19 protein-coding genes are annotated in these 23,690 nt (G+C 39.6%); 10 read left to right on the top strand and 9 right to left on the bottom strand.

Annotated elements, in window-relative coordinates; translation table 11 throughout:
* Positions 1 to 145 precede the first annotated feature (145 nt).
* The 4 genes from QNN06_RS29290 (at position 146) to QNN06_RS29275 (ending at position 5,100) form a co-directional block, all read left to right on the top strand.
* Entirely contained in the window at positions 146 to 1,333 is a 1,188-nt protein-coding gene (locus tag QNN06_RS29290) for a glycosyl hydrolase family 28-related protein (protein ID WP_284036565.1), read from the top strand.
* 737 nt (positions 1,334 to 2,070) lie between these two features.
* The gene (locus QNN06_RS29285) at positions 2,071 to 3,201 is read left to right on the top strand and encodes a muconate cycloisomerase family protein (RefSeq protein ID WP_284036564.1); all 1,131 of its coding nucleotides are present in this window, start codon (positions 2,071 to 2,073) and stop codon (positions 3,199 to 3,201) included.
* 56 nt (positions 3,202 to 3,257) lie between these two features.
* On the top strand, positions 3,258 to 3,578 hold the full coding sequence (locus QNN06_RS29280) for a DUF3870 domain-containing protein (protein WP_213117333.1): 321 nt from the start codon (positions 3,258 to 3,260) through the stop codon (positions 3,576 to 3,578).
* 259 nt (positions 3,579 to 3,837) lie between these two features.
* Entirely contained in the window at positions 3,838 to 5,100 is a 1,263-nt protein-coding gene (locus tag QNN06_RS29275; RefSeq protein ID WP_284036563.1) for an MFS transporter, read from the top strand.
* Positions 5,101 to 5,351: 251 nt separating this feature from the next.
* On the opposite strand, the gene QNN06_RS29270 is transcribed toward QNN06_RS29275, so the two are convergent.
* The 4 genes from QNN06_RS29270 to QNN06_RS29255 are packed head-to-tail and all read right to left on the bottom strand — an operon-like array spanning position 5,352 to position 7,832.
* On the bottom strand, positions 5,352 to 5,933 hold the full coding sequence (locus tag QNN06_RS29270) for an ABC-2 transporter permease (protein ID WP_284036562.1): 582 nt from the start codon (positions 5,931 to 5,933) through the stop codon (positions 5,352 to 5,354).
* Positions 5,934 to 5,945: 12 nt separating this feature from the next.
* On the bottom strand, positions 5,946 to 6,593 hold the full coding sequence (locus QNN06_RS29265; RefSeq protein WP_213117336.1) for an ABC-2 transporter permease: 648 nt from the start codon (positions 6,591 to 6,593) through the stop codon (positions 5,946 to 5,948).
* Positions 6,590 to 7,444, bottom strand: coding sequence for an ABC transporter ATP-binding protein (locus QNN06_RS29260; protein ID WP_284038000.1), 855 nt, complete (start codon positions 7,442 to 7,444; stop codon positions 6,590 to 6,592). The genes QNN06_RS29265 and QNN06_RS29260 overlap by 4 nt, the downstream gene beginning before the upstream one ends.
* 16 nt (positions 7,445 to 7,460) lie before the next feature.
* On the bottom strand, positions 7,461 to 7,832 hold the full coding sequence (locus QNN06_RS29255; protein ID WP_284036561.1) for a GntR family transcriptional regulator: 372 nt from the start codon (positions 7,830 to 7,832) through the stop codon (positions 7,461 to 7,463).
* Positions 7,833 to 8,261: 429 nt separating this feature from the next.
* Here QNN06_RS29255 and QNN06_RS29250 point away from each other — a divergent pair, with 429 nt between their 5' ends.
* The 4 genes from QNN06_RS29250 to QNN06_RS29235 all read left to right on the top strand — a co-directional run bounded on the left by QNN06_RS29250 (position 8,262) and on the right by QNN06_RS29235 (position 11,213).
* Entirely contained in the window at positions 8,262 to 8,990 is a 729-nt protein-coding gene (locus tag QNN06_RS29250) for an amino acid ABC transporter ATP-binding protein (protein ID WP_217036748.1), read from the top strand.
* Positions 8,991 to 9,007: 17 nt separating this feature from the next.
* A complete protein-coding gene (locus QNN06_RS29245) occupies positions 9,008 to 9,823 on the top strand; it encodes a transporter substrate-binding domain-containing protein (protein ID WP_217036747.1) in 816 nt (271 codons plus the stop codon).
* A gap of 74 nt (positions 9,824 to 9,897) precedes the next feature.
* Positions 9,898 to 10,551: an amino acid ABC transporter permease gene (locus QNN06_RS29240; RefSeq protein WP_217036746.1), complete on the top strand. Its 654-nt coding sequence runs from the start codon at positions 9,898 to 9,900 to the stop codon at positions 10,549 to 10,551.
* 11 nt (positions 10,552 to 10,562) lie between these two features.
* Entirely contained in the window at positions 10,563 to 11,213 is a 651-nt protein-coding gene (locus QNN06_RS29235; protein WP_213117342.1) for an amino acid ABC transporter permease, read from the top strand.
* Between the two features lie 234 nt (positions 11,214 to 11,447).
* On the opposite strand, the gene QNN06_RS29230 is transcribed toward QNN06_RS29235, so the two are convergent.
* The 5 genes from QNN06_RS29230 to QNN06_RS29210 all read right to left on the bottom strand — a co-directional run bounded on the left by QNN06_RS29230 (position 11,448) and on the right by QNN06_RS29210 (position 16,634).
* Positions 11,448 to 13,289: a diguanylate cyclase gene (locus QNN06_RS29230; protein WP_284036560.1), complete on the bottom strand. Its 1,842-nt coding sequence runs from the start codon at positions 13,287 to 13,289 to the stop codon at positions 11,448 to 11,450.
* A gap of 172 nt (positions 13,290 to 13,461) precedes the next feature.
* Positions 13,462 to 14,055 (bottom strand): DUF5317 domain-containing protein, encoded by a 594-nt coding sequence (locus tag QNN06_RS29225; RefSeq protein WP_284036559.1) that lies wholly within the window; start codon positions 14,053 to 14,055, stop codon positions 13,462 to 13,464.
* Between the two features lie 644 nt (positions 14,056 to 14,699).
* Positions 14,700 to 15,164, bottom strand: a complete 465-nt coding sequence (locus QNN06_RS29220) for a CD3072 family TudS-related putative desulfidase (protein WP_217036742.1) — start codon at positions 15,162 to 15,164, stop codon at positions 14,700 to 14,702.
* Positions 15,154 to 15,729, bottom strand: coding sequence for a CD3073 family putative ECF transporter S component (locus QNN06_RS29215; RefSeq protein ID WP_217036741.1), 576 nt, complete (start codon positions 15,727 to 15,729; stop codon positions 15,154 to 15,156). The genes QNN06_RS29220 and QNN06_RS29215 overlap by 11 nt, the downstream gene beginning before the upstream one ends.
* 23 nt (positions 15,730 to 15,752) lie before the next feature.
* Positions 15,753 to 16,634 (bottom strand): selenium metabolism-associated LysR family transcriptional regulator, encoded by an 882-nt coding sequence (locus QNN06_RS29210; RefSeq protein ID WP_284036558.1) that lies wholly within the window; start codon positions 16,632 to 16,634, stop codon positions 15,753 to 15,755.
* A 443-nt stretch (positions 16,635 to 17,077) separates the two neighbouring features.
* On the opposite strand from QNN06_RS29210, the gene QNN06_RS29205 reads away from it, so the two are divergent.
* Positions 17,078 to 18,223 carry a HupE/UreJ family protein gene (locus QNN06_RS29205; protein WP_249366643.1) on the top strand — a complete coding sequence of 382 codons (1,146 nt, stop codon included), beginning with the start codon at positions 17,078 to 17,080 and terminating at the stop codon, positions 18,221 to 18,223.
* 445 nt (positions 18,224 to 18,668) lie between these two features.
* Complete coding sequence (locus QNN06_RS29200; RefSeq protein WP_217036739.1) at positions 18,669 to 23,657, top strand: lamin tail domain-containing protein; 4,989 nt, start codon at positions 18,669 to 18,671, stop codon at positions 23,655 to 23,657.
* Positions 23,658 to 23,690: the final 33 nt, after the last annotated feature.

The raw sequence follows: 23,690 nt of genomic DNA, 5'->3' as shown, positions 1-23,690 counted from the left end.
TTACAAACCATCCGTGAAGAACCAGCAAAATCTATTCTGCAATCTAATGGACGAGCATACAATCTCCTTAAGACGGTTTGAATAGGATAGTATAATAATCGTTTTAATATGGTTGTGTACTATTTTTTTAAGGAGCTGAGCAATAGTGGCTGAACCAAACTCTATGAACTACTACCTGCTGGCTGAGGATTTCGGGGCAAAAGGTGATGGTGTCACAGATGATACGCAAGCCTTGAAAAGTTGTATTGCCAGTGCGCCGGGAGGTATGGGGATCTTAAACCTTAAGCCTTTTGCAACCTATGTTATTTCACAAACTCTAGTAATTCCTGATTATATTTCGATTATCGGTAATAATGCTGTAATAAAGGTTGCTGGTGTATGGAATGAAGTGGCTGTAGGTGCTAGTGTTCCTGTTGGTACGATGCTTTGGGTAAAGGGCCGGGAACCTGCTGTAGGAACAGATTTAAAGATGAGCACGAAATTTATACAGGATTTGAAAATTGATGGGAACCCCAATTACAGAAATCTTGTCGGATTATATATGGGTACGGCAGATCAAAGTAAAATTACACAATCAACCAGTGTTAACTATGCTGTGTATCAATGTTCATTTAAAAATATCTCCATCTCTAATGTATTTACAGGTTTATTTCTAGCGGAGGTATGGGGTAGTTATTTTGAAAGTATTAGTGCCTTTTATACCGGGGACACTGGTTTAAAAATACAAGGTCAAGTTATAAATAACACCTTTGTTGGCTGTCAATTCTCTGGTTTTAATAATGGTGTGTATGTAGATGGTGCCACCTATCAGGGCTCAATTAGACGACCGGAGGGCTGTATGTTTTTGGGTGGTTTCATTGGTTCTGCTAGATGGGGCGTCAATGTAGTACGAGGATTGGCGTTCAAATTCTCTCACGTGATCATAGACTTAAACTCCCGTTTTGCCGTTACAGGAATTGATATGTCAGACTTTGTGTTCGATGGATGCTGGATTTACTGTACAGCAAGGGCCATCGATATTCAAGGTATCTTTACAACCCAAAATAACACATATGTCTCCTTTGATAATTGCCATATTCTCAGTGATGGCGTAACTGACCCTTATGTTGTCTATGTCCATGTCAGGCAAAATGGGATTGTATTCAATGGCTGTAAGATTAATGGCGTCATGTTTTGGGATAACGCTAGCAGTGGTGTAGTAACCAACTGTCAATGGGGTGACAATCCCACCACCCAGCCTAGAATCATAAAAATGGGTACTGGCGTCGTAAGACAATTACTCAATATGTTTAAACAAGAGGGGACCCTTATTGTGACATCAGGAACCAGGTAATTGTGAGGCACGGGGACGGTTCTCGTGCCTCATTTTAGGGAGGACTTCATCCTGCTCGATTTTGGAAGATTGAAAAATTAATAACTTCGTTCTTCAAAATCATGCTCTTCTAGCGAACTATCACTTAAATCTACATACCACATTCCCATGTTGGTCGAGTACATCAACCAATTTAGTGGAACCGGTATATGCTTCGCTAGTTGAATTGTCAGTGAAAATAAGAGAAAACATAATGATCTTTTTGGGGAGATTACCATTTATTTGGATATACTTCCCGATTTGGTGTGGTTACTTTCCTTTTTTATGATTTTACTTTCATAAAAAATAAAACTGTTGAAATTATTAAAAAAATATTTCATAATATAGAAAACGCATACAATAACTAGCCTGTTTATTAATGATTAAAAATTTACCATTTTTAATTAAACTTAGTAAACGTAACGGCCTTTTAAAGATGAGGGATTTCATTTGTTCGCAAATGAGAGCCGCCATCTTTAAAAGGCCTTTTTATTTTTATGCGTTATGTTTGTCTAAGGGTCTTACCCTCAAGCTCGCGTATTCAAAACTAGCAATTTAAAAAAGAGGTGCTAAACATATAGAACTATATAAGAAAACTATTAACGGCAATGAGATTCAGATTGGCGAGTTGAGACTGATTGAGCTAATACCAGGAGTCTCAATGGAAGAGGTCGCCCCAAAAAAGAGCAGATTTTATTGAACAAATAGGAGATGAATAAATGAAGATACGTTCAGTTGATATTTATATATTAGATATACCAACAGTTAGACCGCATCAGTTATCAATGCATACGATTACAGCACAATCGATTGTTGTGGCCCGGATTACGAATGAAGGTGGTCTGGAAGGATGGGCAGAGGTAGCGACAATTGGCGGTGCTTCTTATGGGGAAGGGACACCGGAAGCAATCAAGGCTAATATTGATCAATATATCACTCCACATTTACTTGGCAGGAATCCGAATGATTTTTCTAAAATCATGTTTGAGGTTTCGAAGGCAGTTAGAGGGAACCATTTTGCAAAAGCAGTGGTTGAAGAGGCGATGATCGATTTGGCAGCAAAAAGTAAAAACATTCCGGCTTATGAGCTGTTAGGTGGAAAAATCCATGATTCCCTGCCACTGGCATGGACGTTAGCCAGCGGGGACACAGGAAGAGATATTGAAGAAGCAAAAGAATTATTACAGCAAAAACGCCACAAAATTTTTAAATTAAAAATTGGTAAAGGCGATCCATATAAAAATGTGGAACATGTTTTGAAAATCATTGCGGCGGTAGGTGATCAGGCCCGTGTGACTGTGGACGTCAACCAGGCTTGGGATGAAACAATCGCAAATTACTGTATTGAGGCATTGCAGGATGGTGGAGTTTCCATGGTGGAACAGCCGCTGCCAACTTGGAATTACGAGGGCATGGCTCGGTTAACCGAGCGGTTTAAAGTTCCAATCATGGCAGATGAATCAGCCAATTCAGTTCATGATGTATTTCAAATTACCAAGCATCGCTATGGGAATTGCATCGCTCTTAAACCGTGCAAGCATGGCGGGTTAATGGAAACTAAAAAGGTGGCGGCCATTGCGGAAGGCTCAGGATTTGGCTTGTATGGCGGTACCATGATTGAATCCAGTCTTGGGTCTGCTGCCTGTGCAGCAGTTTATGCAACGATTTCAGAATTTGAATACGGTACAGAAATCTTTGGTCCATTGTTGTTCAAGGATCGCATTACCGTAAACGATCTCCAATTTGAAAACTTTGAAGTGATTATACCAGACGGACCAGGGTTTGGGATGGAAATCGATTTAGATAAAGTGAGGCATTACGCAAGGGATTATTCATACAGTTTAAGCTGATTTTCCAATGATTGTCCTTGGTTTATACTATCTTACTCTTGAAAGGATGTTGAGTAATGGGAATGCCAACAGTATTTATTTCTGCTTATGCAAAAGCACCGCAAAATACACCCATGTATGAGAATAATAAGCAGATCGGAATTATGCTTGAGATTCATAAACAAAATCATATTATCGTGAATGCAGATGCTACCTTTATTACGGATTTGGCAAAAGACTATTTAAAGCGTATTGTCATTGGAACTGATTTTAGCAAGGATATTAGTTCCTTGCTTAAGGAGATCGAGCAGGATTTTTTAATTCAATCTCAAGGAGCTTTGATTGTTGCGCTAAAAGTTGCCCGCCAAAAATATCACGATAATTATTTACAAAATTAACTATATCTTCTGGGATATTCAAAGCTTTTAAATTATGTATTGAATTATTAGAAAATTGGTGTAAAATAGAATTATTAAAATCATTATTGCCTATTCATTAGCTATTAAAAAAATAACCTTTTTTAATATAAACTAGTGAACTATCTGGCTATCTTAAACAACTACTATTAAGTTTTTAATAGTAATGTTTAGGATAGCCATTTTTATTTCAGTAATGTAACCGCTTTAAATTAAATTATTTGAAAAAAGGAGTGTATCTATGGAAAAAACACAAGTAAGTCGACCTTGGATTATTGTATTTATCGCTTGTTTTCTAGGCCTCATCGTAGATGGAATGGATATACAAATGCTCTCATTAACTCTTCCAAGTTTAATGGAAGAATTTCAAATTACAAAAGCAGCTGCAGGGTTTATCAGTACATTATCCTTAATTGGCATGGCAGTTGGAGGAATTGTAGGCGGCTGGTTATCTGACCGATTTGGCCGGGTGAAAATGGCGGTCTATATGATGGTGCTTTTCTCTGTTGGTACGGCATTCCTAGGGCTTGCTCAAACTTACGAGCAATTCCTAGCCATTCGTTTTATCTCTGCCATTGGAATAGGGGCAGAATATTCTATAGTTATGATGCTAATGGCCGAATATGTACCAACAAAAAAAAGAACGACGATATTAGGATCATTACAAGCAGCTTATTCAGTGGGATATTTAGTGGCAGCCCTGTTAGCAAATGCGATCTTGCCAATTTACGGTTGGAGGCCGCTTTTCTTCATATCTATAATACCAGTTGTTTTGGCAATTTATATAAGACGGAAGATTCCTGAACCCCAAGGATGGGTTGAAGCAAAGCAACAACCTAAAAAGATTAAGAAAAACGAATGGGTAGCCATCTTTAAAGAACCAAAATTAAGATCTATTTTTATCTTCTGGATTTTTACTTCAACCTTTTTACAGTTTGGTTTTTATGGTGTAGGAACATGGCTTCCAACGTATCTTGTAGAGGATTTAGGTTTCGATTTTAAAAAGATGACAGGATATCTTGTTGGAACCTATACGGCATTAATTTTTGGCAAGATTCTTGCCGGCTGGTTAGCAGATTTAATAGGTCGTCGTGCTGTATATGCAATTGGCGGGTTATCTACTGCGATTTTCTTGCCATTCCTTATCATGTATCATACACCAGGCAATATCATTATATTACTTACCATTTTTGGATTCCTTTATGGAACACCCTATGGGGTGAATGGTACGTACATGAGTGAAAGTTTTCCTACACACATTCGTGGAACGGCTAGTGGAGGAGCGTATAACATTGGGCGGTTTGGTGCCGCGATCGCGCCTGTCAGCATAGGTATTATTTCACAAGCTCAATCAATTGGATTTGGTTTAGCCACACTTGGAATAGCTTATGCAATAGCAGGGATTATTCCAGCTTTATTTATCCGAGAAAAAATGTATGACCCATATCAAAATAACAACTCTGTAGAACAAATTGAAAATAGTGCCAAAAATTATTCTGCGTAAAACTAGAGCTTATTTCTTTCGGAGTAACGTTCTAGAAAACAAGAAAACCACCCCGCGTAGGAATGCAAAAGGTGGTTCTCAGAAATAAATATATTGTAACAACCACCACCCTGACGGTAGAGGTTTTAGTGAGAAGTGTTAGCAGCACTTCTCTTTTTTAGCTAATAGGAAAGTATAAATTCAACTACGCCTCTGTCTTCATCCTATCGGACTCGCCAATCGGCGAGTTTTCATTTATTATATATTCCATTTTACGATATATCTTTCCCCTTGATGATCTTTGTTGAAAGAAAGTACGATAAACCGAATAGGATAATTGCAATAAATAAGATCGGATGAAAATGGATCTCAGAGATCCCCGATGTCTCCCGAATGGTGATGATGAAAGTGATCAAGGCTATAGGAATAATCATTCCTGCTCGTTTGAAAAACATTCCAAACGGCAAATAAATCGAGCTAAAAAATAGGAACAGAAAAAACATGGTGATCCATAATTCGAATGTAAAAAATTCCATTTCTCGATCAATCATAAAGGCAATGAATGTTGTAACGATTGTCGCGAGGAAAAACCAAATAACCACAAGAAGATAGATTGCCCCAATATATTCTTTTTTTGTAATGGGTAAGCTAAAAATGGTCCGTTGGACTTTTTCGTGTTTTTTTGGATTAAGGGAAATGCTAGATAGCCCAAATGTTAAATAAAAAATCCACATATAATAAGGATGCATGAAATTCGGGCTGGCTAGGAACGCAAGTACAAATACTGCTGGGATGAACATGATCACTTCCCAAATTTTGATACTTCTTATGTTCAGCCTTATTACATTAAGCATATCCAGTCCCCTTTACAAATCTTTTTTCTCAAAAATAGCTACTGACAATCTATAAGAAGCGAATGTAATCAGCATGCTTACAAGAATAAATAAAAAGTAGAATAAGAGGTTCTCGATCAGAAACAGCTCCCACTGTAAAGGCAGACTATTTTCATCATACATAACTGTCGAGAAAGTCATTCCAAAAAAGGCCAGCGCAGGAATAACCATCGTGATTCCTGCCGCCACTTGATAGTTAAATAAAAAATATAGAGGATAGAAAACAGAAATGATGATGAATGCTAGACAAAGCGATAAGACCAAACTGAGAATGGTTCCCCAACCGAGAATATTATTCGTCGATATTAAAATAAGTGAAGCAATCGTTCCGTAACTGATTAGGCTGATCCCCCACCACATGAATGCGGCGCAGTATTTTCCTTGTACTAGTTTTTTTCTTGTGACCGGCAGGCTCGACAGCAGCTTTAGCCCCAGTCTGTTTGATGCAGCCGTACCGAAGTTGGAATAAATAGAGAGCCAAATGGCAACATACGTAACATAAACAACGATATAGTTAGCGCCATTTAAAGATATCGAATAGAAAGGCATGATAAATATCAATGGAAAAAGAAAACCAAATAATCTTTGCGTATATAAATCTTTTAAAAGTAACTGTTTCATGACGTAATCCCCTTTACCGTGTAATACATGATATCTTCGAGCGTCGGCCGTTCAAGTTGAACACCTTGGGGAAGAAGGGGGGCGACATTGTGTACATCGGTAATGAGGGCCTCAATACTTACATCTGTTTTTCTCATACCTACCGGATTGAGGCTTTGGATCTCCCCGACAAGCTCACTCGGCCCTTTTACAATCTGATAATCTTCAAAAATAGCATCCTTTTCCTTACTGAAAATGATTTCACCATTATTCATAAACGTGATGAAATCAGCGACCTGCTCTAAATCGGTGGTAATATGGGTAGAAAAAAAGACCGATTTCTTGTCGTCTTGGATGATTTCTAGCAGAATATCAAGCAATTCTCGTCTGAAAACGGGGTCAAGCCCTGCCGTAGGTTCATCCAAAATAATAAGTTCAGGATGATGGGCTAGCGCAACCGCAATCGCAAACTTCATTTTCATCCCTTTAGATAAGTGTTTAAGTTTCATCTTTTGTGGAAGATGGAATTTTTTTGTATAGCTATAAAATGTTTCGTCATCCCAGTGCTTGTAAAAAGGTGCAATAATCCGCTTATTTCTCTCCAGCGAAAACTCTTCATAAAAATGACTTTCATCGTAAACGAAGCCGATCCGTTGCTTAATTTCTTTCGTGTTTTCCTTGTGAGTCATTCCAAACAATTTAATTTCACCCGAGTCGATTTTGGCTAAGTCCATCAAGCAGCGAATCAACGTGCTCTTTCCAGCTCCATTCGGTCCAATCAATCCCATAATATAGCCTTTTTTGAAATCGAATGAAAGATTGCTCAGTTGAAAATCTTTGAGTTTCTTGGAGACGCCGTTTACTTCTATAATATTTTCCATTGTTTCGTCACTCCTCATACAGCAGCTTAAGCATTTGCATTAATTCATCCACACTAATATTAAAAGCCTTGCTATGTTCGATGATTTCACCTAGCTTCTCTTCAATTAGCTTTAGTTGTTTTTCTTTTAGCAGCTCGTGATTTTGGGATGCAACAAAGGAACCTTTTCCAGGAAAGGTTTCAATAAATCCTTCCTTTTCCAATTCATCGTATGCCCTTTTTGTTGTAATCACACTGATCTGTAGATCCTTTGCTAGTTTGCGGATAGAAGGGAGGGTCGTTTTCTCTGCCAGTTCTCCCCGCAAAATCTGCTCCTTGATCTGTTCTTTGATTTGGTTATAAATAGGCTGATCGTTACTGTTAGAAATGATGATATTCATCGGAACACCTGCAATTTTTATTAATCATACTGTTCATAATGATTATATACAGTATAAACGAATTTGTCAATTGATGGAAGGGTATAAATGCCAAATCATAATAAAAACAAAAAGGAGAACACATATTATCACCAAAGGGCTAAAAAATAACCAGTTTCCTTCTCACTAGAAATTAACAAACCTAATAAACTAGCAAAAAGGGTCAAATTGGATTCTTTTTAATATAGTAAAATATGCGTTTGCAGGATCTAGTTTTTTAAAGGAATATTCACAAGTTTATTAGTTGATATTTACTAAATTGGAAACGAATTGTAGAATAGAATATGGACGTAAATTGTTAGACTGTTCCAAAGAGTTGAAATTTTGCTTCTTCTAACAATTTGACAGGTCCCATACATATAAAAACGTACAACTGAGAGGAGGTTTGAAATGATTCGGTTTGATTCTGTAAATAAGTATTATGGAGACTTTCATGTTCTCCAAAATATTAATCTAGAAATTAATAAGGGGGAAGTGGTCGTTGTCATTGGACCTTCCGGATCTGGGAAAAGTACGTTGCTTCGCTGTATTAATCGGCTAGAAACAATCAGTGATGGAGAATTAATTGTTAACGGTGTAAAAGTAAATGACAAAAAAACAAACATCAATGAGTTAAGGCGAAATATCGGGATGGTATTTCAGCATTTTAATTTATATCCGCATAAAACTGTTCTTCAAAACATCACACTTGCCCCGACGATGGCTTTAAACCAATCAAAAGAGGAAGCTGAAAAAACAGCAAGATATTATCTTGAAAAAGTTGGTATACCAGATAAAGTGAACTCCTATCCATCACAGTTATCAGGGGGGCAGCAGCAAAGGGTTGCAATTGCAAGAGGACTTGCCATGAAGCCTGAAATTATGTTGTTTGATGAGCCTACTTCTGCTCTAGATCCAGAGATGATTGGTGAAGTGCTGGATGTTATGAAAGCGTTAGCAAAAGAAGGGATGACGATGGTAGTCGTTACCCATGAAATGGGATTTGCAAAAGAAGTTGCTGACCGCATTATATTTATGGACCACGGGCAAATTTTGGAACAGGGAAAACCGGCTGATTTTTACGCAAATCCGAAAGAAGAAAGAGCGCGTCTATTTCTCAGCCGTGTCTTAAATCATTAAACTTTAGGGGGATTTATATGTTTAAAAGTAAAGCAAGTAAGATTACTGGAATTCTTTTATTATCGGCTTCCATGCTCCTTTCAGCATGCGGCAAGAGCGATAAAGAAACGTCAGGCACTGCAGCAAAAAATGCTTTAGAGCAAATTAAGGAGAAAGACAAAATTGTAGTCGGTGTAAAATATGATACAAGATTATTTGGACTGAAGAACCCAAGTACCGGCAAAGTAGAAGGTTTTGATATTGATATTTCAAAAGAGTTGGCAAAAGACATCCTTGGTGATGAGAAAAAGATTGAGTTTAAAGAGGTTACATCTAAAACCCGTATCCCGATGCTAAATAATGGCGATATTGATATGATCGTAGCAACCATGACCATTTCAGAGGAACGTAAAAAAGAGGTTGATTTCTCAGATGTCTACTTTCAAGCCGGCCAATCCCTGCTTGTGAAAAAAGGAAGCCCAATCAAAGGGCTGGAAGATTTAAAAAAGGGCACGAAGGTTTTGGCGGTTAAAGGTTCAACATCCGCTGTAAATATTCGTGAAAAGGCTCCAGAGACAACTGTATTGGAATTTGAAAACTATACGGAAGCTTTTACAGCGTTGAAGTCCGGACAAGGGGATGCGCTGACAACGGATGATTCGATTCTTTATGGAATGGTAGACCAGGATTCAAACTATGAGTTAGTCGGCGGTACTTTTACCGATGAGCCTTACGGAATTGCTGTTAAAAAAGGAAATAAAGAATTAGTCGATGCAATCAATAGCGCTTTAAAGAAGATGAAAGACAGCGGGAAGTATGACGAAATTAAAAATAAGTGGATCAAATCCAACTAAGTATCTATTGATATCAGGATGAGCCAACGTGCTCATCCTGATATTACTTCCAAGAAAAAGGGGGGAGATCCAATATGATTGATTTTTCAATATTAATAAATAACCTGGATACATATTTAGAAGGATTTAAGAACACGATATTTGCAAGTATCATTGGCCTGGTCGGTAGTTTTATTATAGGTGTGATTGTAGCCGTTATGAGAATTGCTCCAATGAAGCCTTTAAATTGGATTGGCACTGTGTATGTTGAGTTTATTAGAAATATACCGCTTCTTATCATCGCCTTCTTCTTTTATGTCGGTCTTCCTGCAGTTGGCGTAACGCTTTCTGGATTTGTGGCAGGGACGATCGCACTTTCCATTTATACGGCATCGTTTATAGCCGAAGCGATTCGAGCTGGCATACAATCTGTTCCGAAAGGGCAAATGGAGGCAGCAAGATCATCCGGTCTCACCTATGTGCAGGCGATGAGGACGATTATTTTGCCGCAAGCGATCAAAATCGTCATTCCTCCAATTGGCAACCAGTTTATTAATCTTGTAAAAAATTCATCTATTCTAGGAATCATTGCAGGACTTGATTTAATGTACTTTGGGGATATTGTTTCCTCCCATACATTCGTTACATTTGATGTGTACATTTTTGTTGCGCTGTTCTATCTTGTGTTAACCATACCATTAAGTCTCGGCGTTGGTTATTTGGAAAAACGCCTGGCTAGAAATCATTAGGGAGGGGAATTATGGATATCACAGGAGCTCTTTCAGCTGATCATTTAAAATTCCTCGCCGATGGTTTTTGGCTGACGTTATACGTTGCTTTTATTTCGATTGTGCTAAGTTTTATTATTGGAATTCTATTAGGAACATTGCGGTATGCCAAAATTCCGGTTGTCTCTAAGGTTGTGGCTGTGCTTGTTGAAACAATTAGGAATATGCCGCTTTTGCTTATCATTTTCTTTACCTTTTTCGCTCTCCCGGAAGTGGGAATCAAGCTTAGCGTTACGGTAGCGGCAATCTCGGCATTGACTGTGTTTGAATCTGCCATGCTTGCGGAGATTGTCAGGGGCGGTTTGAATTCCGTCGATAAAGGTCAAATAGAAGCGGCCCGTTCATCAGGATTAACGTACATCCAAACATTACGGACTATTGTTATGCCGCAAGCGTTAAGGAGAATGGTTCCTCCGATTGTCAGCCAATTTATCTCTCTATTGAAGGACACTTCACTCTGCGTCATAGTTGCCTTACCGGAGCTTATGCATAATGCTCAAATCATTTACGCACAAAACGTTAACTACATTATTCCTGTTTTTATCGTAGTCGCGCTCATGTACTTTATAGTTAACTATTGTCTATCATTAATTGCGCGCAGGCTGGAAAGCAGGCAAGCATAAAAGGGAAAAACATTTCCATTACCGATTTTCTTTGGATAAAAAGAAAATCGGTATCTTTTTCAAAAAGAATGAAGTTCCTACGGATGGAACTATTTCTGAATTTAATTTAGCAAAAATAAACAGATAACTGATAAAGTAAATAAAAAAATGAAAGACAATGCTGCCTTCCATTTTTAAAAAATTAATCACAATTTACTTTTAGCTGACCTCAAGGAACTTCCCTCTGTTTGAGCCCTAAGAATTAACCGCCACATTTCCATCCTCATAGACTTCTTCAACATGTTCACGCTGCTCGATGATTTCTATAAACGGTTCGACAAATTGAGGGTCGAATTGCTTTCCGGAGCATGCTCTTAATTCCGCGATGCCTTCCTTAAATGTTTTTGTTTTTTGGTAGGGCCGTTCGGTTGTCATGGCGTCGAAGGAATCAATAATGCATAGAATCCTGGCTAATTTCGGTATAGATACTCCTTTTAGGCCATAAGGATAGCCATTCCCATCATATCGTTCATGATGGAGTTCGACTAAAGGAATTAAATCTTCCAGCTTCTTATTGGTCGAGATAATTTCCTTGCCCCAGGTTACATGCTTTTTCATCATTTCCCATTCATGGGGCTCAAGCTTTCCTTTTTTATTTAAAATATCCCGTGGAATCTCGAGCTTGCCAATATCATGAACGAGAGCGCCAAGGATCAGGTTCTTTCGTTCACTATCGGATAAGTTTAACTTGCGGGAAAAATCAACGGCATACTGGTACACCCGTTTACTGTGGCGATAGGTATAGACATCCTTCGAAAGGAAAATTTTCAGCTGCTGCTCCGCTTCTTCGAGGTCCTTTTCGATCGAAAGGGAGTGCTGCACCGTATATTCGGAGTTCTCATTAAAGAGCTGGACCAGGTTTTTCCCTTGGTTCTTTGCGGAATACATGGCTTGGTCCGCTTGATTTAACAGCTGCGAAATACTATAGGTTTCCTTCGAGCATTCCGCGATTCCGGCTGAAAAGGATAGGCAGCCATAGGCCAGTTTTTCAACCCCTTTAAAATGGGTATCATTGGTTTTCTTTCTAAGTTCATCGATAAAAGAATGGGCCCGATGAAGACTTGTCCTCGGCATGAGAAGGGAGAATTCTTCTCCGCCATAGCGAGCAACCGTATAGCTGTTCGATTTTGCTTCTTTTTCTAAAAGAGCACCAAACTCCTTCAGCAGCTGGTCTCCTTGGATGTGCCCAAAAATATCGTTATATTTTTTAAAATCATCAAGGTCAAGCAGCGCGACACTTAAAGGCTGCTCCGTATCCTTGGCAATCTTGACTTCTTTTTCCAGTAGTTCTTTGAAATATCCGTGATTATTTAGACCGGTTAAGTAATCTCTATTCGCTTTTTCAGAGATCTTTTTAAATAAGTTAAAATGCTGTTGGAATGCTACCGATAGTAAAACGGTAATACAAGTAAATAGAAACAGGCCAAAGATAGGATTGGAACTCATTAAAGTAGCCAAAACTAGCGAAAGCATAAGAGTACTAACATAAGGGGCAATCGCCTCTTTAAGCATTCCTGTTAACACGTTCATTAGATTTTCATCTGCGACTAATAAAAAATAGATTCCTAGTAAAAGGATATTTACTGCAAAATAGACACTTAAAGAAACAGCATAAGGAATTAAATTACTCGGTTGAATCGAATCTGTTGTTCCACCCAAGTAAAGAAAGACATAATGAGCAGTTATAATCATTACAGTGTAAATCGAAAAATTATAAACATGTTTCCACCAAACCATTTTTCTTAGTGTGAACATAAAAATAACCGAATAGATTAATAAAACATATAGGGTTATATTTAAGCCAAATAAAAACAGGCTTGCCAAAAATACGGAAGAATCCATCGAAAGGGCATTACCCTTTGGCGGAAGAAGAATATTATAATGATTAAGCAGCAGGATGGCGCCAACTAATGCATAAATGGCAGTCCAGTCATGACTGCTGTAGTTTCTGAAGTCAATTGATACTAAAAATACGATGATGCTGGCTATGGAAACTAGGGAAATGTATCGATTAGCTGGAGTTTTAAACAGTCGCATTATTTTTCACTTCTCATATCGATAAATTTTTAAAAGAGAAGTTATGCTGCATAACTTCCCTTCGGTAATAATTATTCACCAAATTTGAATCCAGATGTTAATGCAATAATAACGGAAGCAATAATGATTGCATTATAAAGTAAACCTGTGATTTTAAGACCTTGAGCTTTTTTCATCGTGTTTCACCTCCTTTCAAAGAATGGGAGGTGATTTCTCTATTTTTTTTATTTGGCTGGAGCATTAAATATTGGATAAAGAGAAACGCGCCAATATTCATCACTACATCGCCAATGCTAATGACCTGTGTACGAGGATAGGGTGGACCTAATGGTATGATATCGCCTAAAAACCCAAGTATAGTAGAGTCTGTTAATAGAATATGCTTCGCGTATAGACCGTCCTTAAGGGCTTGGATATACATGGGATCCAACACAGCCGCCGCTTCTTCTGAGACCGGCATTCTTCCCCCATTTACCACCATCACCAAAAAGTTTAAAAAAACACCGATAAAAATAATCATAAACCCTTTGTGGTTTCGGTTTAAGAATAAAAATAGCAAACCAATGATATAAACGACCATATAGATAGATTCACTGGCTTTTCCAAGAAATTTGATATCATTCTGATAGACAAAGGTAATGATTTGAACAATCAACAATAAAGGAAAAATCCAACCCCACTTAAGCTTTAACTGAGCCAGCCCCCTCAGATTCCCTTTCCGGATAAACCCAACAATCAAAGACAACAAAATCCCATCATAAACCATCTCTACTTGCCCACCTATATTCAATTTTTTATATCAATTAATTACACAATCTATGAAATTGAGGTAATATTTTCAATTATTATAGTAAAATATTCACCCAGCAAATTACAACAATTTTTTATAAATTTCAACAATAAATGTTGAAGCATGGGGACGGTTCTCGTGCATCATGTCTGCTTTCGAATTCTGAAATTTCCTGAAGTTCTAGAAATTTCGGCTGTTGGCAAGGTGAAATCCTTTATAACTTATATACATTCATGCAAAGTATTTTAAACAAAAATACCTAATATACTATTACTTTAAAAGACCTATAATGGTATTAAATAGATGTTTTAATATAATTTTTGGGTTTTTATACCTGAAAGTTATTTTTTTAGCAAATCAAAAAAAGCAGGTAGTAAAAAAATGAAGGAGAATGGTTATGGGCTTTTTTGATGGGTTAAAGAGGAATGCTAAGATTTCTGCGCAAATGAGAGACGAAGAAAGAAGAATGTCTAATTTAGACTAGGATGGGTTAAAGAAACATTTAGTTGAAGTGAATCAATTTCATTTAGAAAGAGAGATCTATGCGTTGATTACTCCCGTGCATCATCGAAATGAAAAAGCCCGCTTTTCGACAAAGCGGGCCGTTAAGATGAGGAGTGTCACTCTACAAAATGTTTTTCGCTGTCAAAAACAGGTTCGCTGGTATTGGGCAAATACCAAAGTGTCTTTAGTTTGATGCCCTTTTCCGAAAACATCGCGGTCAATTCTTCCATAAAGATGCCGCGCGTGGGGTCACAGGAAGGGCTGCTTTGGATGCCAAGAATTCCTGCAATTTCATAGCCGTTTTTTATGTAATCCTCGGCTTGAGACAAGACAGGCTTCAGGATTTCACGGCAATGCTTTCGGTATTCCGGCGTATTATATTGCTCGTACGTCATCGGCGGCCGGTCCAGTCCTAAAAAAGTAAATTCCGGACAGGGAAGCTGCAGCAATCCATAGCCTTGTTTCATGGCCCATTCTACTGCTGAAATAACCGCACCCGCTGCTCTGGCCTCATCTGGAATGACGGTATTCTGGTTTAAAATACAATGGGAAACAATGAGTATCTGTTTGCTACGCTGCATTTCGGTTCTCCTTCTTTACCAGTTTTGCAAAATATGGAAGCCTTGTGACCATGAACATAACGAGCAGGCAGGTAATAATTTTATCGACAAAGTTGCCGGTAATTCTGGAAATAAACGTGGAAGCAAATACACTATCACCGGCAGCCCGGAGCCAGAGCACCACTACGTCCATCCCGCTGCCATTCAAACCGCCGAAAAGGGCAACAGCAATTGGCGTGCCGATTAATGGGGCCACGACCGATAAAATCAGTCCTGTTATAAGTGCAACGTACCATTTGGTGAAATCAAACCTTTTTGCTATATATCCTACCACTAATGCGATCGCTACATTCACAAGGCCGAAGAAAATAGCGGAACCCCCGGTTGTCACGCCGAGCACCACATTTGTTAAGGCGCCTGCCAGCGCTCCCCACCAAGGTCCGAATAAAACGGCAATTAGCACAGTGCCGATTGTATCCAGGAATAAAAGCGGAATTTTTAAAGATGAAACGACGGTACCTAAAATTACATTTAAGGCAATCCCCATCGCCGAATAGGTTAAAATCATCGTTTTACTGGTTTTCATAGCTTCCTCTCCCTTTTAAAAAACTATTTAAATAATAAATTGGCAAACTCTTTGATTAACGGTCGATTTTCTGCTTCCTTGAGGGTGGTAAAATAAAAGCTGCGCTGAATTGGATCGATATTTTCTGCCATTTGGACGCGGCCAGCCTTTACTGCAGGAAGCGCAGCCAGTTTTGAAATAAAGCTGATTCCAAGCCCGGCTTCGACAGCGGCAATCACCCCCTCTGTGCTTCCAATGGATAAGCCAATATTTAAATCAGTTAGCTCCAGCCCATGCCCGGCGAGAAATTCTTCCATTCTCTTTCTGGTGCCCGATCCACTTTCTCTGACGACAAATTCATAGTGGTGCAACTGGCTGAAATCCGCCTCCGCCGCATGGATAAGCGGGTGATGATTCGGCGTGATTAACACGAGCGAGTCATTTGTAAGCTGGCGGGAGCTTAGTTTGGGAGAAGCCGGCTTCATCCCCACGATGGCGATATCCACTTGCTGGTCGAGCAGCTTCTTAAGGGAGTTTTCAGAATCATTGATATCGATGGATACCTCGACGTTTGGAAAATGATCACGTAAAGCCTTTACCAAACTGGGAACTAGGTATGTACCTGGAATCGTGCTGGCGCCAATTGTCAGATTTCCGGTTAGGGTCTCTTGAAGTCCATGCAGATCATCCTCAAGTTTCTGCCATCTTCGTCGCAATTCCTTCGCTGCCTGGTAAACCAGGGTGCCTGCAGCCGTTGGCTGAATCCCCGACATCCCCCTGTCAAGCAGGGGGAGTCCAAGTTCATCTTCCAAGCTTTTAATTTTAAGGCTAATCGCAGGCTGGGAACTATTAAGAGCCGCTGCCGCCTCGGAAAAGCTTCCTTTCTCTACAACTAAAACAAAAGCATCAAGTTTATTTAAATTCATATGCTCGCTCCATCCGTATTAGCATTTTTTATATTTGTTATTTAAAAATTTTATATAGAAATTAAAAAAATAAATCTCTATCATGAACAGGATTATATTCTCATTTTAACCAATTCAAATAGGGATTTCTGGACAATATATGTAATTTTTGTGAAACCATGAGTGATGCATGGGGACGGTTCTCGTGCATCATAACCCGAGGCAAATGGAGGATACCAATGTAATTTCACCATCAACTGAAACAAAAGAACCGTCCCTATACATCTTATCAGAGCCGCTCGAGTCAAATTCAGTGGCACCTCTGCCATCTCAGGGCCATAGTATAATATACTAATTCCTAATATCTTAATTTTTAAAACTTTCTTAACATGGCACATACATCAACTTAATAATTAATTGATAGTATATATTCTGACATGTTTAGGAGGGTGATAGTTTTGGTTATGCTAAAAGGCAGAAAAATCATTAGCCTATTATCATTAATGATTCTTTCTGTGATTCTGTTTTGCGGTAATCCCCGAGGGGTAGAAGCGCACATGAATACGGTTGGTTTTTCCGATATTGAAATACATGACAAGACCATCGAATACCAATTATACCTTGATCCAAGTGAAGTAGCTCAATGGGTAGATGCGCAATCGAAAAGAGTTTTTGTTATTGGTGAACCATCACAAAATGAAGCTTCTAGACCGGAGGTAAGCTGGACGGAGGAGGACCTCAAGCCTTTCATCCATGAATTCTTAACTGTAACTAACAATGGAGAAACTGCAGAACCTAGTATTAAGGGGATATCCATGGCCGAGCGAAAAGATGGCCCAACTGTTCTCATTGATATGAATTATGTATTTTCGGAGCCCGTTGATACATACGAAATAGATTACAAGTTCTTTTTTGATCAGTTTGACGCTCTTCATCAAAACTTTGCGACTATACATATAGGCGATACGGAAGTGGAGAAGGTTTTTAACAAAGATGACCGTACTGTATCCGGTCATGTTGCAAGTGTATCTTCAGGGACCATTACAACGGAAATCACCATTCCAAGCTGGCTGAATACGATGTGGGAATATGTCAAGCTAGGAGTCGAACATATTTGGACAGGGTATGATCATTTATTGTTTGTAGCCGCTCTTGTTATATTACAACAACCATTGAAGAACTATATCAAAATCCTAACGGCATTTACGATTGGTCACAGTATTACCCTTGCGATTGCAGCGCTGGATGTTCTCAGGATACCGGCAAGCTTCATTGAACCATTAATCGCACTAAGTATCGTTTACATTGCGATTGAAAATATTTGGATCAAGAAGCTTAAGTGGCGCTGGCTTTTAGCTCTTGGTTTTGGACTTATTCATGGATTCGGCTTTGCTCAGATTCTTCAAGGCGCACTGGGTGATCATTATATTTTATCCTTATTCTCCTTTAACCTCGGTGTTGAAATCGGCCAGATCATTGTCGCAGCGGTTCTGCTGCCGCTTTTAATCCTTGTCAGCCGGCGGAAATGGTATCGTCAGGCCGCCTTTTGTGTGTCAGGAGGTATTGCCATAATCGGTCTGTATTGGTTGATTGAGCGAACATTGTTTTAGACTATTGATAGAGAAACCAGAATGTCATTTATGATAAACCACTCTCATTTATTATATAAAACGAATCTACCACCCGCCTTCAAGCAACATCAGAAGACTTGGGTGGTATTTTGCTTTCTATTAGCAGTGAATGTAGATTGTTCATCATTGAGGTTTCCGATTGTTGTGAGTTGCGGATATAACATGCTTAGACATTATTCGACAAAACTAATTGAAAAGTACTGGATAAATCTTACTAGTTTTACAACAAAGTTACAATTAATTAAAGAATTATTACACTTTTCATACAATTCTCTTAATCTTCAATTGATATATTTTATTGGGGTGTCAAAAATGTCACCTTATTGGTTTTTTAGAAGAAAAGGAGGGGAATTTATCGTAATCTGACTTTTATAGAAAAGATTCATAGATTTTTTAAAAACGTAAGGGAAAGAGGGGAGAGGCCTTGAAGAAAAAGATGAAGAAGATGAGAAAGCAGCGAAACCGTTTGCTTTCATCGCTATCCATCATGGCGATGTCTGTAAGTTTGTTCTCACCACAAGCATTAGCAATCGAAACTAATCAGGTGATTCCAGAACTCAACCAGGGACCGGGAGAAACTGGGACACCGACGGATCAAGCGCCAGGAGAAAGTAAGGCGTCAACAGAACAGGAAGGAACAGGGGCAGCAACTGAACCGGTACCAGGAGAAAGTGGAGCACCAACTGAAACCGTGCCAGGAGAAGGCGGTGCACCAACTGACCAAAAGCCAGCAGAACAAGAGGTACAATCAAATTCTGCCCCACAAATCAATCATACGGCAGTGACGAACTTGGAACAACCGGAAGATATCAGCATCACAGCAAAAATTGCCGACGATGGAGCCATCACGGAAGCAAATGTTTTTTACAAAACGAATAAGGATACAGATTTTAAAAAGATGGCCATGACGGCTGGGATCGTTGATGGGAATGGATTTACAGACTTTACGGTCAATATTCCGCAATCTGCCCTAGAGGGGGCTGCTAGCCTTCAGTATTATATTGAGGCATCGGATGGGGTGAATGTTACCCGGAATCCTGCTGAACCAAGTGAATTATATACGGTTCAAATTGGTGAAGAAGTAGGAGGCGAAGGGCCTTATTTGCAAATCACTGAAGTCTTGTTTAACTCCTTGGATTATAGTTCAACAATGGGCGAGTCCTACGAATACATTGAACTTTATAATAACTCCAATCGCCCTATTCCTCTAAATCAATATAAGCTTAGATATGGAAATTGGGCGAATCCTTCACTTAATGAGTTTGAGATTCCAGGTGATCGCATTCTGCAACCGGGTGAAACGATTGTCCTTTGGAACCAAAAAACGAACCAAGATGCGACGATTCAAGATTTTATCGCGAACTATCGTGGAATCATTTCCGAGAATCAGATTGCTATTTTAGAACCTTTTTATGGATTTGTTAATACCGGTGGACACCATTTTACCTTAATGACCAAAACAGGAGAAATTGTTTCGAAGGTTACTTATAATATGCAAGGAAGTTCTACTGATAAATCGGATGATCAAAATGGCAAAAGTGCTATTTATAAAGCCGAACCATCTGGTGATCCACTCATGACGAAGATTGCTAGTAAAGTCTCGCCAACACCAGGTACGGTTTTGCCTGAGCAAATGCCGGATAAGAAAGTACAGCTTCCTGAGGACTTTTTAAAGCCAATCATTCAACATATGATTCCAACGGGTTCTACTAAGGTGCAGGATTTACCTATTACTGCCTATGTGACAGATGACCAAAATGTAAAGGGTGCAACTTTATTTTATAAGAAAAAAGAAGACGAAACCTTCAAATCAACTCCGATGACTTCCGGTACGGATGGCCAATATCATGCCGTCATTCCTAAAGAGGCGCTGGAAGGGACATCAAAGCTCCAATACTATATTGAAGCGACAGATGGTTTGAATGTGGGAACTACATTGGATACAGAAGGAAAATTGTTCGAGATTCAGCTTTTTAAGTCGGACAAGCAGGTTGAATCCAGTCTGTTGATTACCGAGATTGTTCCTGCGAATGTTGGTACGGAGAAGTACGAGTATGTAGAGGTTTACAATAATACAAACAAAGAGATCAATCTAGAAGATTATAAACTTCTTTTTGAAAATCGAGGCGGTGCTTCAACGCTGATCGATATTCCAACTGATTTTATCTTACCAGCTCAGGAAACAGCCGTTGTCTGGCTTCAATCCTATGACAGTAAGAATGAAGGTATTGCCCAATTCAAAGCTCACTATGGTACAAAAATTGCTGACAGCAAGGTACTGCCTGTTTATTGGAGTGGCCTTGGCCTGCCGGATGCCGAAGAGGGCAGAATACTGATTGCTGCCGATGCCGCTTATCCTGTTTCACATGCAGATAAGGGGATCATTTCACAAGCATGGTTCAGTGTAACACAGGACGATGCCATTGATGGAAAAAGTGTTGTCTATGAGTACCCAAAGGATGGAAGTAACCGGATGTTCTTAAGAGGCTCTGGTCAACAGCCAACACCAGGTGTTCTGGTAAATGCCCAAGTGCCGGATGTGCCGGTGGAAGTGGCCGCAGACGAAGTGAGTCCAGTCATATCCCATCAGCCTTCAACAGCTGCTCAGGAGATAAAGGATTTTACATTGGAAACGAATGTAACCGATAACCAATCTATTAAGCAAGTAAACTTGTATCTTAAACGTAACGGTGCAAGCGAGTATACACGTGTGAATATGCTCCGTTCGGATGATGGAAAGTATATTTCTGAACTCATTCCGCGTTACCAAATTATGAATGCAGAATCTATTGAATACTATTTCACGGCGACGGATGGGTTCAATGCTGTATCTACTCTGGATCATGGCGGTAAGCCTTATAAACGTACCTTTGCTGGTCAGACGGAGCCATTGGTGTTAAACATTAAGGATGGTGAATACCTGCGTGGAACTGAGCTTTTGGAGGGGCGCAGCAAGACAGCTGATCATCAGTTAAGTATGTCGATAGATGGTCAAGTCCTTGAAACGCAGCCGTCTATGCCTGAAGATGCTTATATTTCATTTGAAGCACAAGATATGCAAGCCTCCTTCAATAACGGGCTATTTGTTAATGATGAACTTGCCTCGATTATGCCGGGTGTGACCAATTATAAATCTGCAATACTGCCATTACCAAAGGAAATGATAAAACCGGGTGTGAACAAAATAACCTTGACCTCAGGGAATGGAAAGGATCCTAAAGGGTTGGAAGGAAATAACGATGATTACCATTTGCAAAATGTAGAAATCCTTCTTTGGAATGGAGAGAAACCAGCGATTACTGCTCAAATTCAATCGGATACCGGGAAGTTAACACCGGTTGCGGATCCGAAGGCAAGAATCACCATTAAGGATGCATTGCCGCAGATCCACTATACGATTGATATTCCTGCTGCTGCCTTCCCGGCTGTTGCAAAAAAAATGGATACGACAACGTTAGCAGATGGAGAGCATCAGCTGCAGCTTACCAGTGCAAATGGTGAATCGATTTCGAAAAAAGTGGTGGTAGATAACACGGCACCTACTATCGAAACTCTTTCTATTGAAGACGGAAAATCCTATAAAGAGCAAGTGAGCTTAAGTGTGGTAGCAACAGATGCAGGTTCCGGAGTAGAGACCATCACTGCCTTATTGGATGGAAAAACGGTAGAGCTTCCTTTCTCTCCCATTTTGGAAGCTGGTACACATACGTTAGAAGTGAGTGTAACAGATAAAGCAGGAAATGTAACAACGAAAAAAGTGTCCTTTACGATGATTAACCATAATCCGGATCAGCCAAGCGAAGCAAAGCCTTCAGGTGATTCGAAGGTAAATGGCAAAGCGGATCTTAGTGTCAAAGTGACTGACCCAGATGGTGATGCACTGGATGTTGGTTTTTACAAAGCATATAAATATGACTTTGCTGGGGATTCACAAATCTCTGCTTATTCCAACAAGACTGACCGCGAGCCGCCATTAGAATTAGTTCCTTCCGGAGAGGAAGCTTTCCCTAAAGAGGCCATTGCAAAGGTAAAAGAGAAAGATGGCCAGTATTTCGTGAACGATACAAATGGTGAATTTCCATATCACCGATTCGATTTTACAATCGATAAAGAACTCTCGCCAAATGATGAAGTCGAGGTCGTATGGAATGGTCATTCCCTTGAAGGCCGCCAAGTAACGATGTATACATGGAATTATAAGACAGAAAAATGGGAAAGGGCTACATCTGGAATTGGCAATGAGGACTTTGAATTAAGAGCGAAAGTAAATGCAGGGGACATGGTGCGCGATAATGTGGTGCATGTGTTAATTCAAGATTTATTCCCATCACCAGAAGATGTAGATTTCACCTTTGCATGGGTGAGTGATACCCAATATTATGCAGACGCCTATCCAGACATTTATCGAACCATGATGAAATATCTGGTAGATCAAAAGGATGAAAAGAAAATCATCTATTCGATTCATACAGGGGATATTGTAGACGATTGGTACCGTCCGGACGAATGGGCTGTTGCCGATGAAAGTATGAAACTGCTTGATGATGCGGGTATGAACTACGGGGTAGTTGCCGGAAACCATGACGTTAACTTCTCTGAAGCGGATTACTCCGAGTATTACAAGTATTTCGGCAGAGATCGATTTGAGAAGCAGCCAACGTATGGCGGTGACAACCACAACAACCGTGACCATTATGATCTTGTTTCTCAAAATGGCCAGGATTTCATCGTTATGTATTTAGGCTGGGATGTTCAAGGGGAAACCATTAAGTGGGCGAATGAGGTTCTGCAAAAATATCCTGATCGTCAAGCCATTATCGCCACTCATTCTTACATTACGCCAAGCGGTGCCTATGGAGGGGACGGCCAGAAGATTTGGACTGACATCGTCGCTCCAAATAAGAATGTATCTATGGTCCTTTGCGGCCACTATCATGGAGTTGCCTATAATGTAAAGCATACGGATGATGGCAGAACGGTAGTTGAAATGTTGTCCGATTATCAGTCTGGATTAGAAGGCGGCAGCGGATATATGCGTTTCCTTCAATTTGACCTTGATAATCAAAAAATTCATGTCAATACGTATTCGCCATACAAGGATGACGAAAACTTCTTTGACGAACCAGGCAAAGACGAATTTGACATTGATTACCAAGTAAGACCTACCGCTAAACAAGTGGCCACTGATTATATTGGTGTTAATGTTTATACAGATGAACAAATCGGCACAAGTGAGAACATCCAAAGCGGATCGGCTGCTAGTGTGGAGTGGAAGAAGCTTCCTGGAAATAGCTTCAGCAGCTGGTATACGAAGGTGACCGATAAATTTGGTGGTACAGCCGTGTCGGATGTCTGGAGATTTAAGACGGGGGCACCGGTAGATAGACCTGGAAATGAGAGGAAGAATAATTAGGGGGTCAGACCCCCACTCGGTTAAAGCGTTAAA

The sequence above is a fragment of the Neobacillus sp. 114 genome, assembly GCF_030127045.1.
GTDB lineage: Bacteria > Bacillota > Bacilli > Bacillales > Cytobacillaceae > Neobacillus > Neobacillus rhizophilus.
Note: the sequence above shows the minus strand (reverse complement) of the source record. Positions and strands in the feature narration are given on the sequence as shown.

What these genes read in the sequence shown, in the direction of transcription:
- QNN06_RS29215 (WP_217036741.1), bottom strand. Translation starts at nt 15,729, where the DNA reads ATGAAAACCAGTAAAACGATGATTTTAACCTATTCGGCGATGGGGATT.
- QNN06_RS29275 (WP_284036563.1), top strand. Translation starts at nt 3,838, where the DNA reads ATGGAAAAAACACAAGTAAGTCGACCTTGGATTATTGTATTTATCGCT.
- QNN06_RS29235 (WP_213117342.1), top strand. Translation starts at nt 10,563, where the DNA reads ATGGATATCACAGGAGCTCTTTCAGCTGATCATTTAAAATTCCTCGCC.
- QNN06_RS29265 (WP_213117336.1), bottom strand. Translation starts at nt 6,593, where the DNA reads ATGAAACAGTTACTTTTAAAAGATTTATATACGCAAAGATTATTTGGT.
- QNN06_RS29245 (WP_217036747.1), top strand. Translation starts at nt 9,008, where the DNA reads ATGTTTAAAAGTAAAGCAAGTAAGATTACTGGAATTCTTTTATTATCG.
- QNN06_RS29240 (WP_217036746.1), top strand. Translation starts at nt 9,898, where the DNA reads ATGATTGATTTTTCAATATTAATAAATAACCTGGATACATATTTAGAA.
- QNN06_RS29285 (WP_284036564.1), top strand. Translation starts at nt 2,071, where the DNA reads ATGAAGATACGTTCAGTTGATATTTATATATTAGATATACCAACAGTT.
- QNN06_RS29250 (WP_217036748.1), top strand. Translation starts at nt 8,262, where the DNA reads ATGATTCGGTTTGATTCTGTAAATAAGTATTATGGAGACTTTCATGTT.
- QNN06_RS29205 (WP_249366643.1), top strand. Translation starts at nt 17,078, where the DNA reads ATGCTAAAAGGCAGAAAAATCATTAGCCTATTATCATTAATGATTCTT.
- QNN06_RS29255 (WP_284036561.1), bottom strand. Translation starts at nt 7,832, where the DNA reads ATGAATATCATCATTTCTAACAGTAACGATCAGCCTATTTATAACCAA.
- QNN06_RS29210 (WP_284036558.1), bottom strand. Translation starts at nt 16,634, where the DNA reads ATGAATTTAAATAAACTTGATGCTTTTGTTTTAGTTGTAGAGAAAGGA.
- QNN06_RS29230 (WP_284036560.1), bottom strand. Translation starts at nt 13,289, where the DNA reads ATGCGACTGTTTAAAACTCCAGCTAATCGATACATTTCCCTAGTTTCC.
- QNN06_RS29220 (WP_217036742.1), bottom strand. Translation starts at nt 15,164, where the DNA reads ATGCAGCGTAGCAAACAGATACTCATTGTTTCCCATTGTATTTTAAAC.
- QNN06_RS29280 (WP_213117333.1), top strand. Translation starts at nt 3,258, where the DNA reads ATGGGAATGCCAACAGTATTTATTTCTGCTTATGCAAAAGCACCGCAA.
- QNN06_RS29270 (WP_284036562.1), bottom strand. Translation starts at nt 5,933, where the DNA reads ATGCTTAATGTAATAAGGCTGAACATAAGAAGTATCAAAATTTGGGAA.
- QNN06_RS29225 (WP_284036559.1), bottom strand. Translation starts at nt 14,055, where the DNA reads ATGGTTTATGATGGGATTTTGTTGTCTTTGATTGTTGGGTTTATCCGG.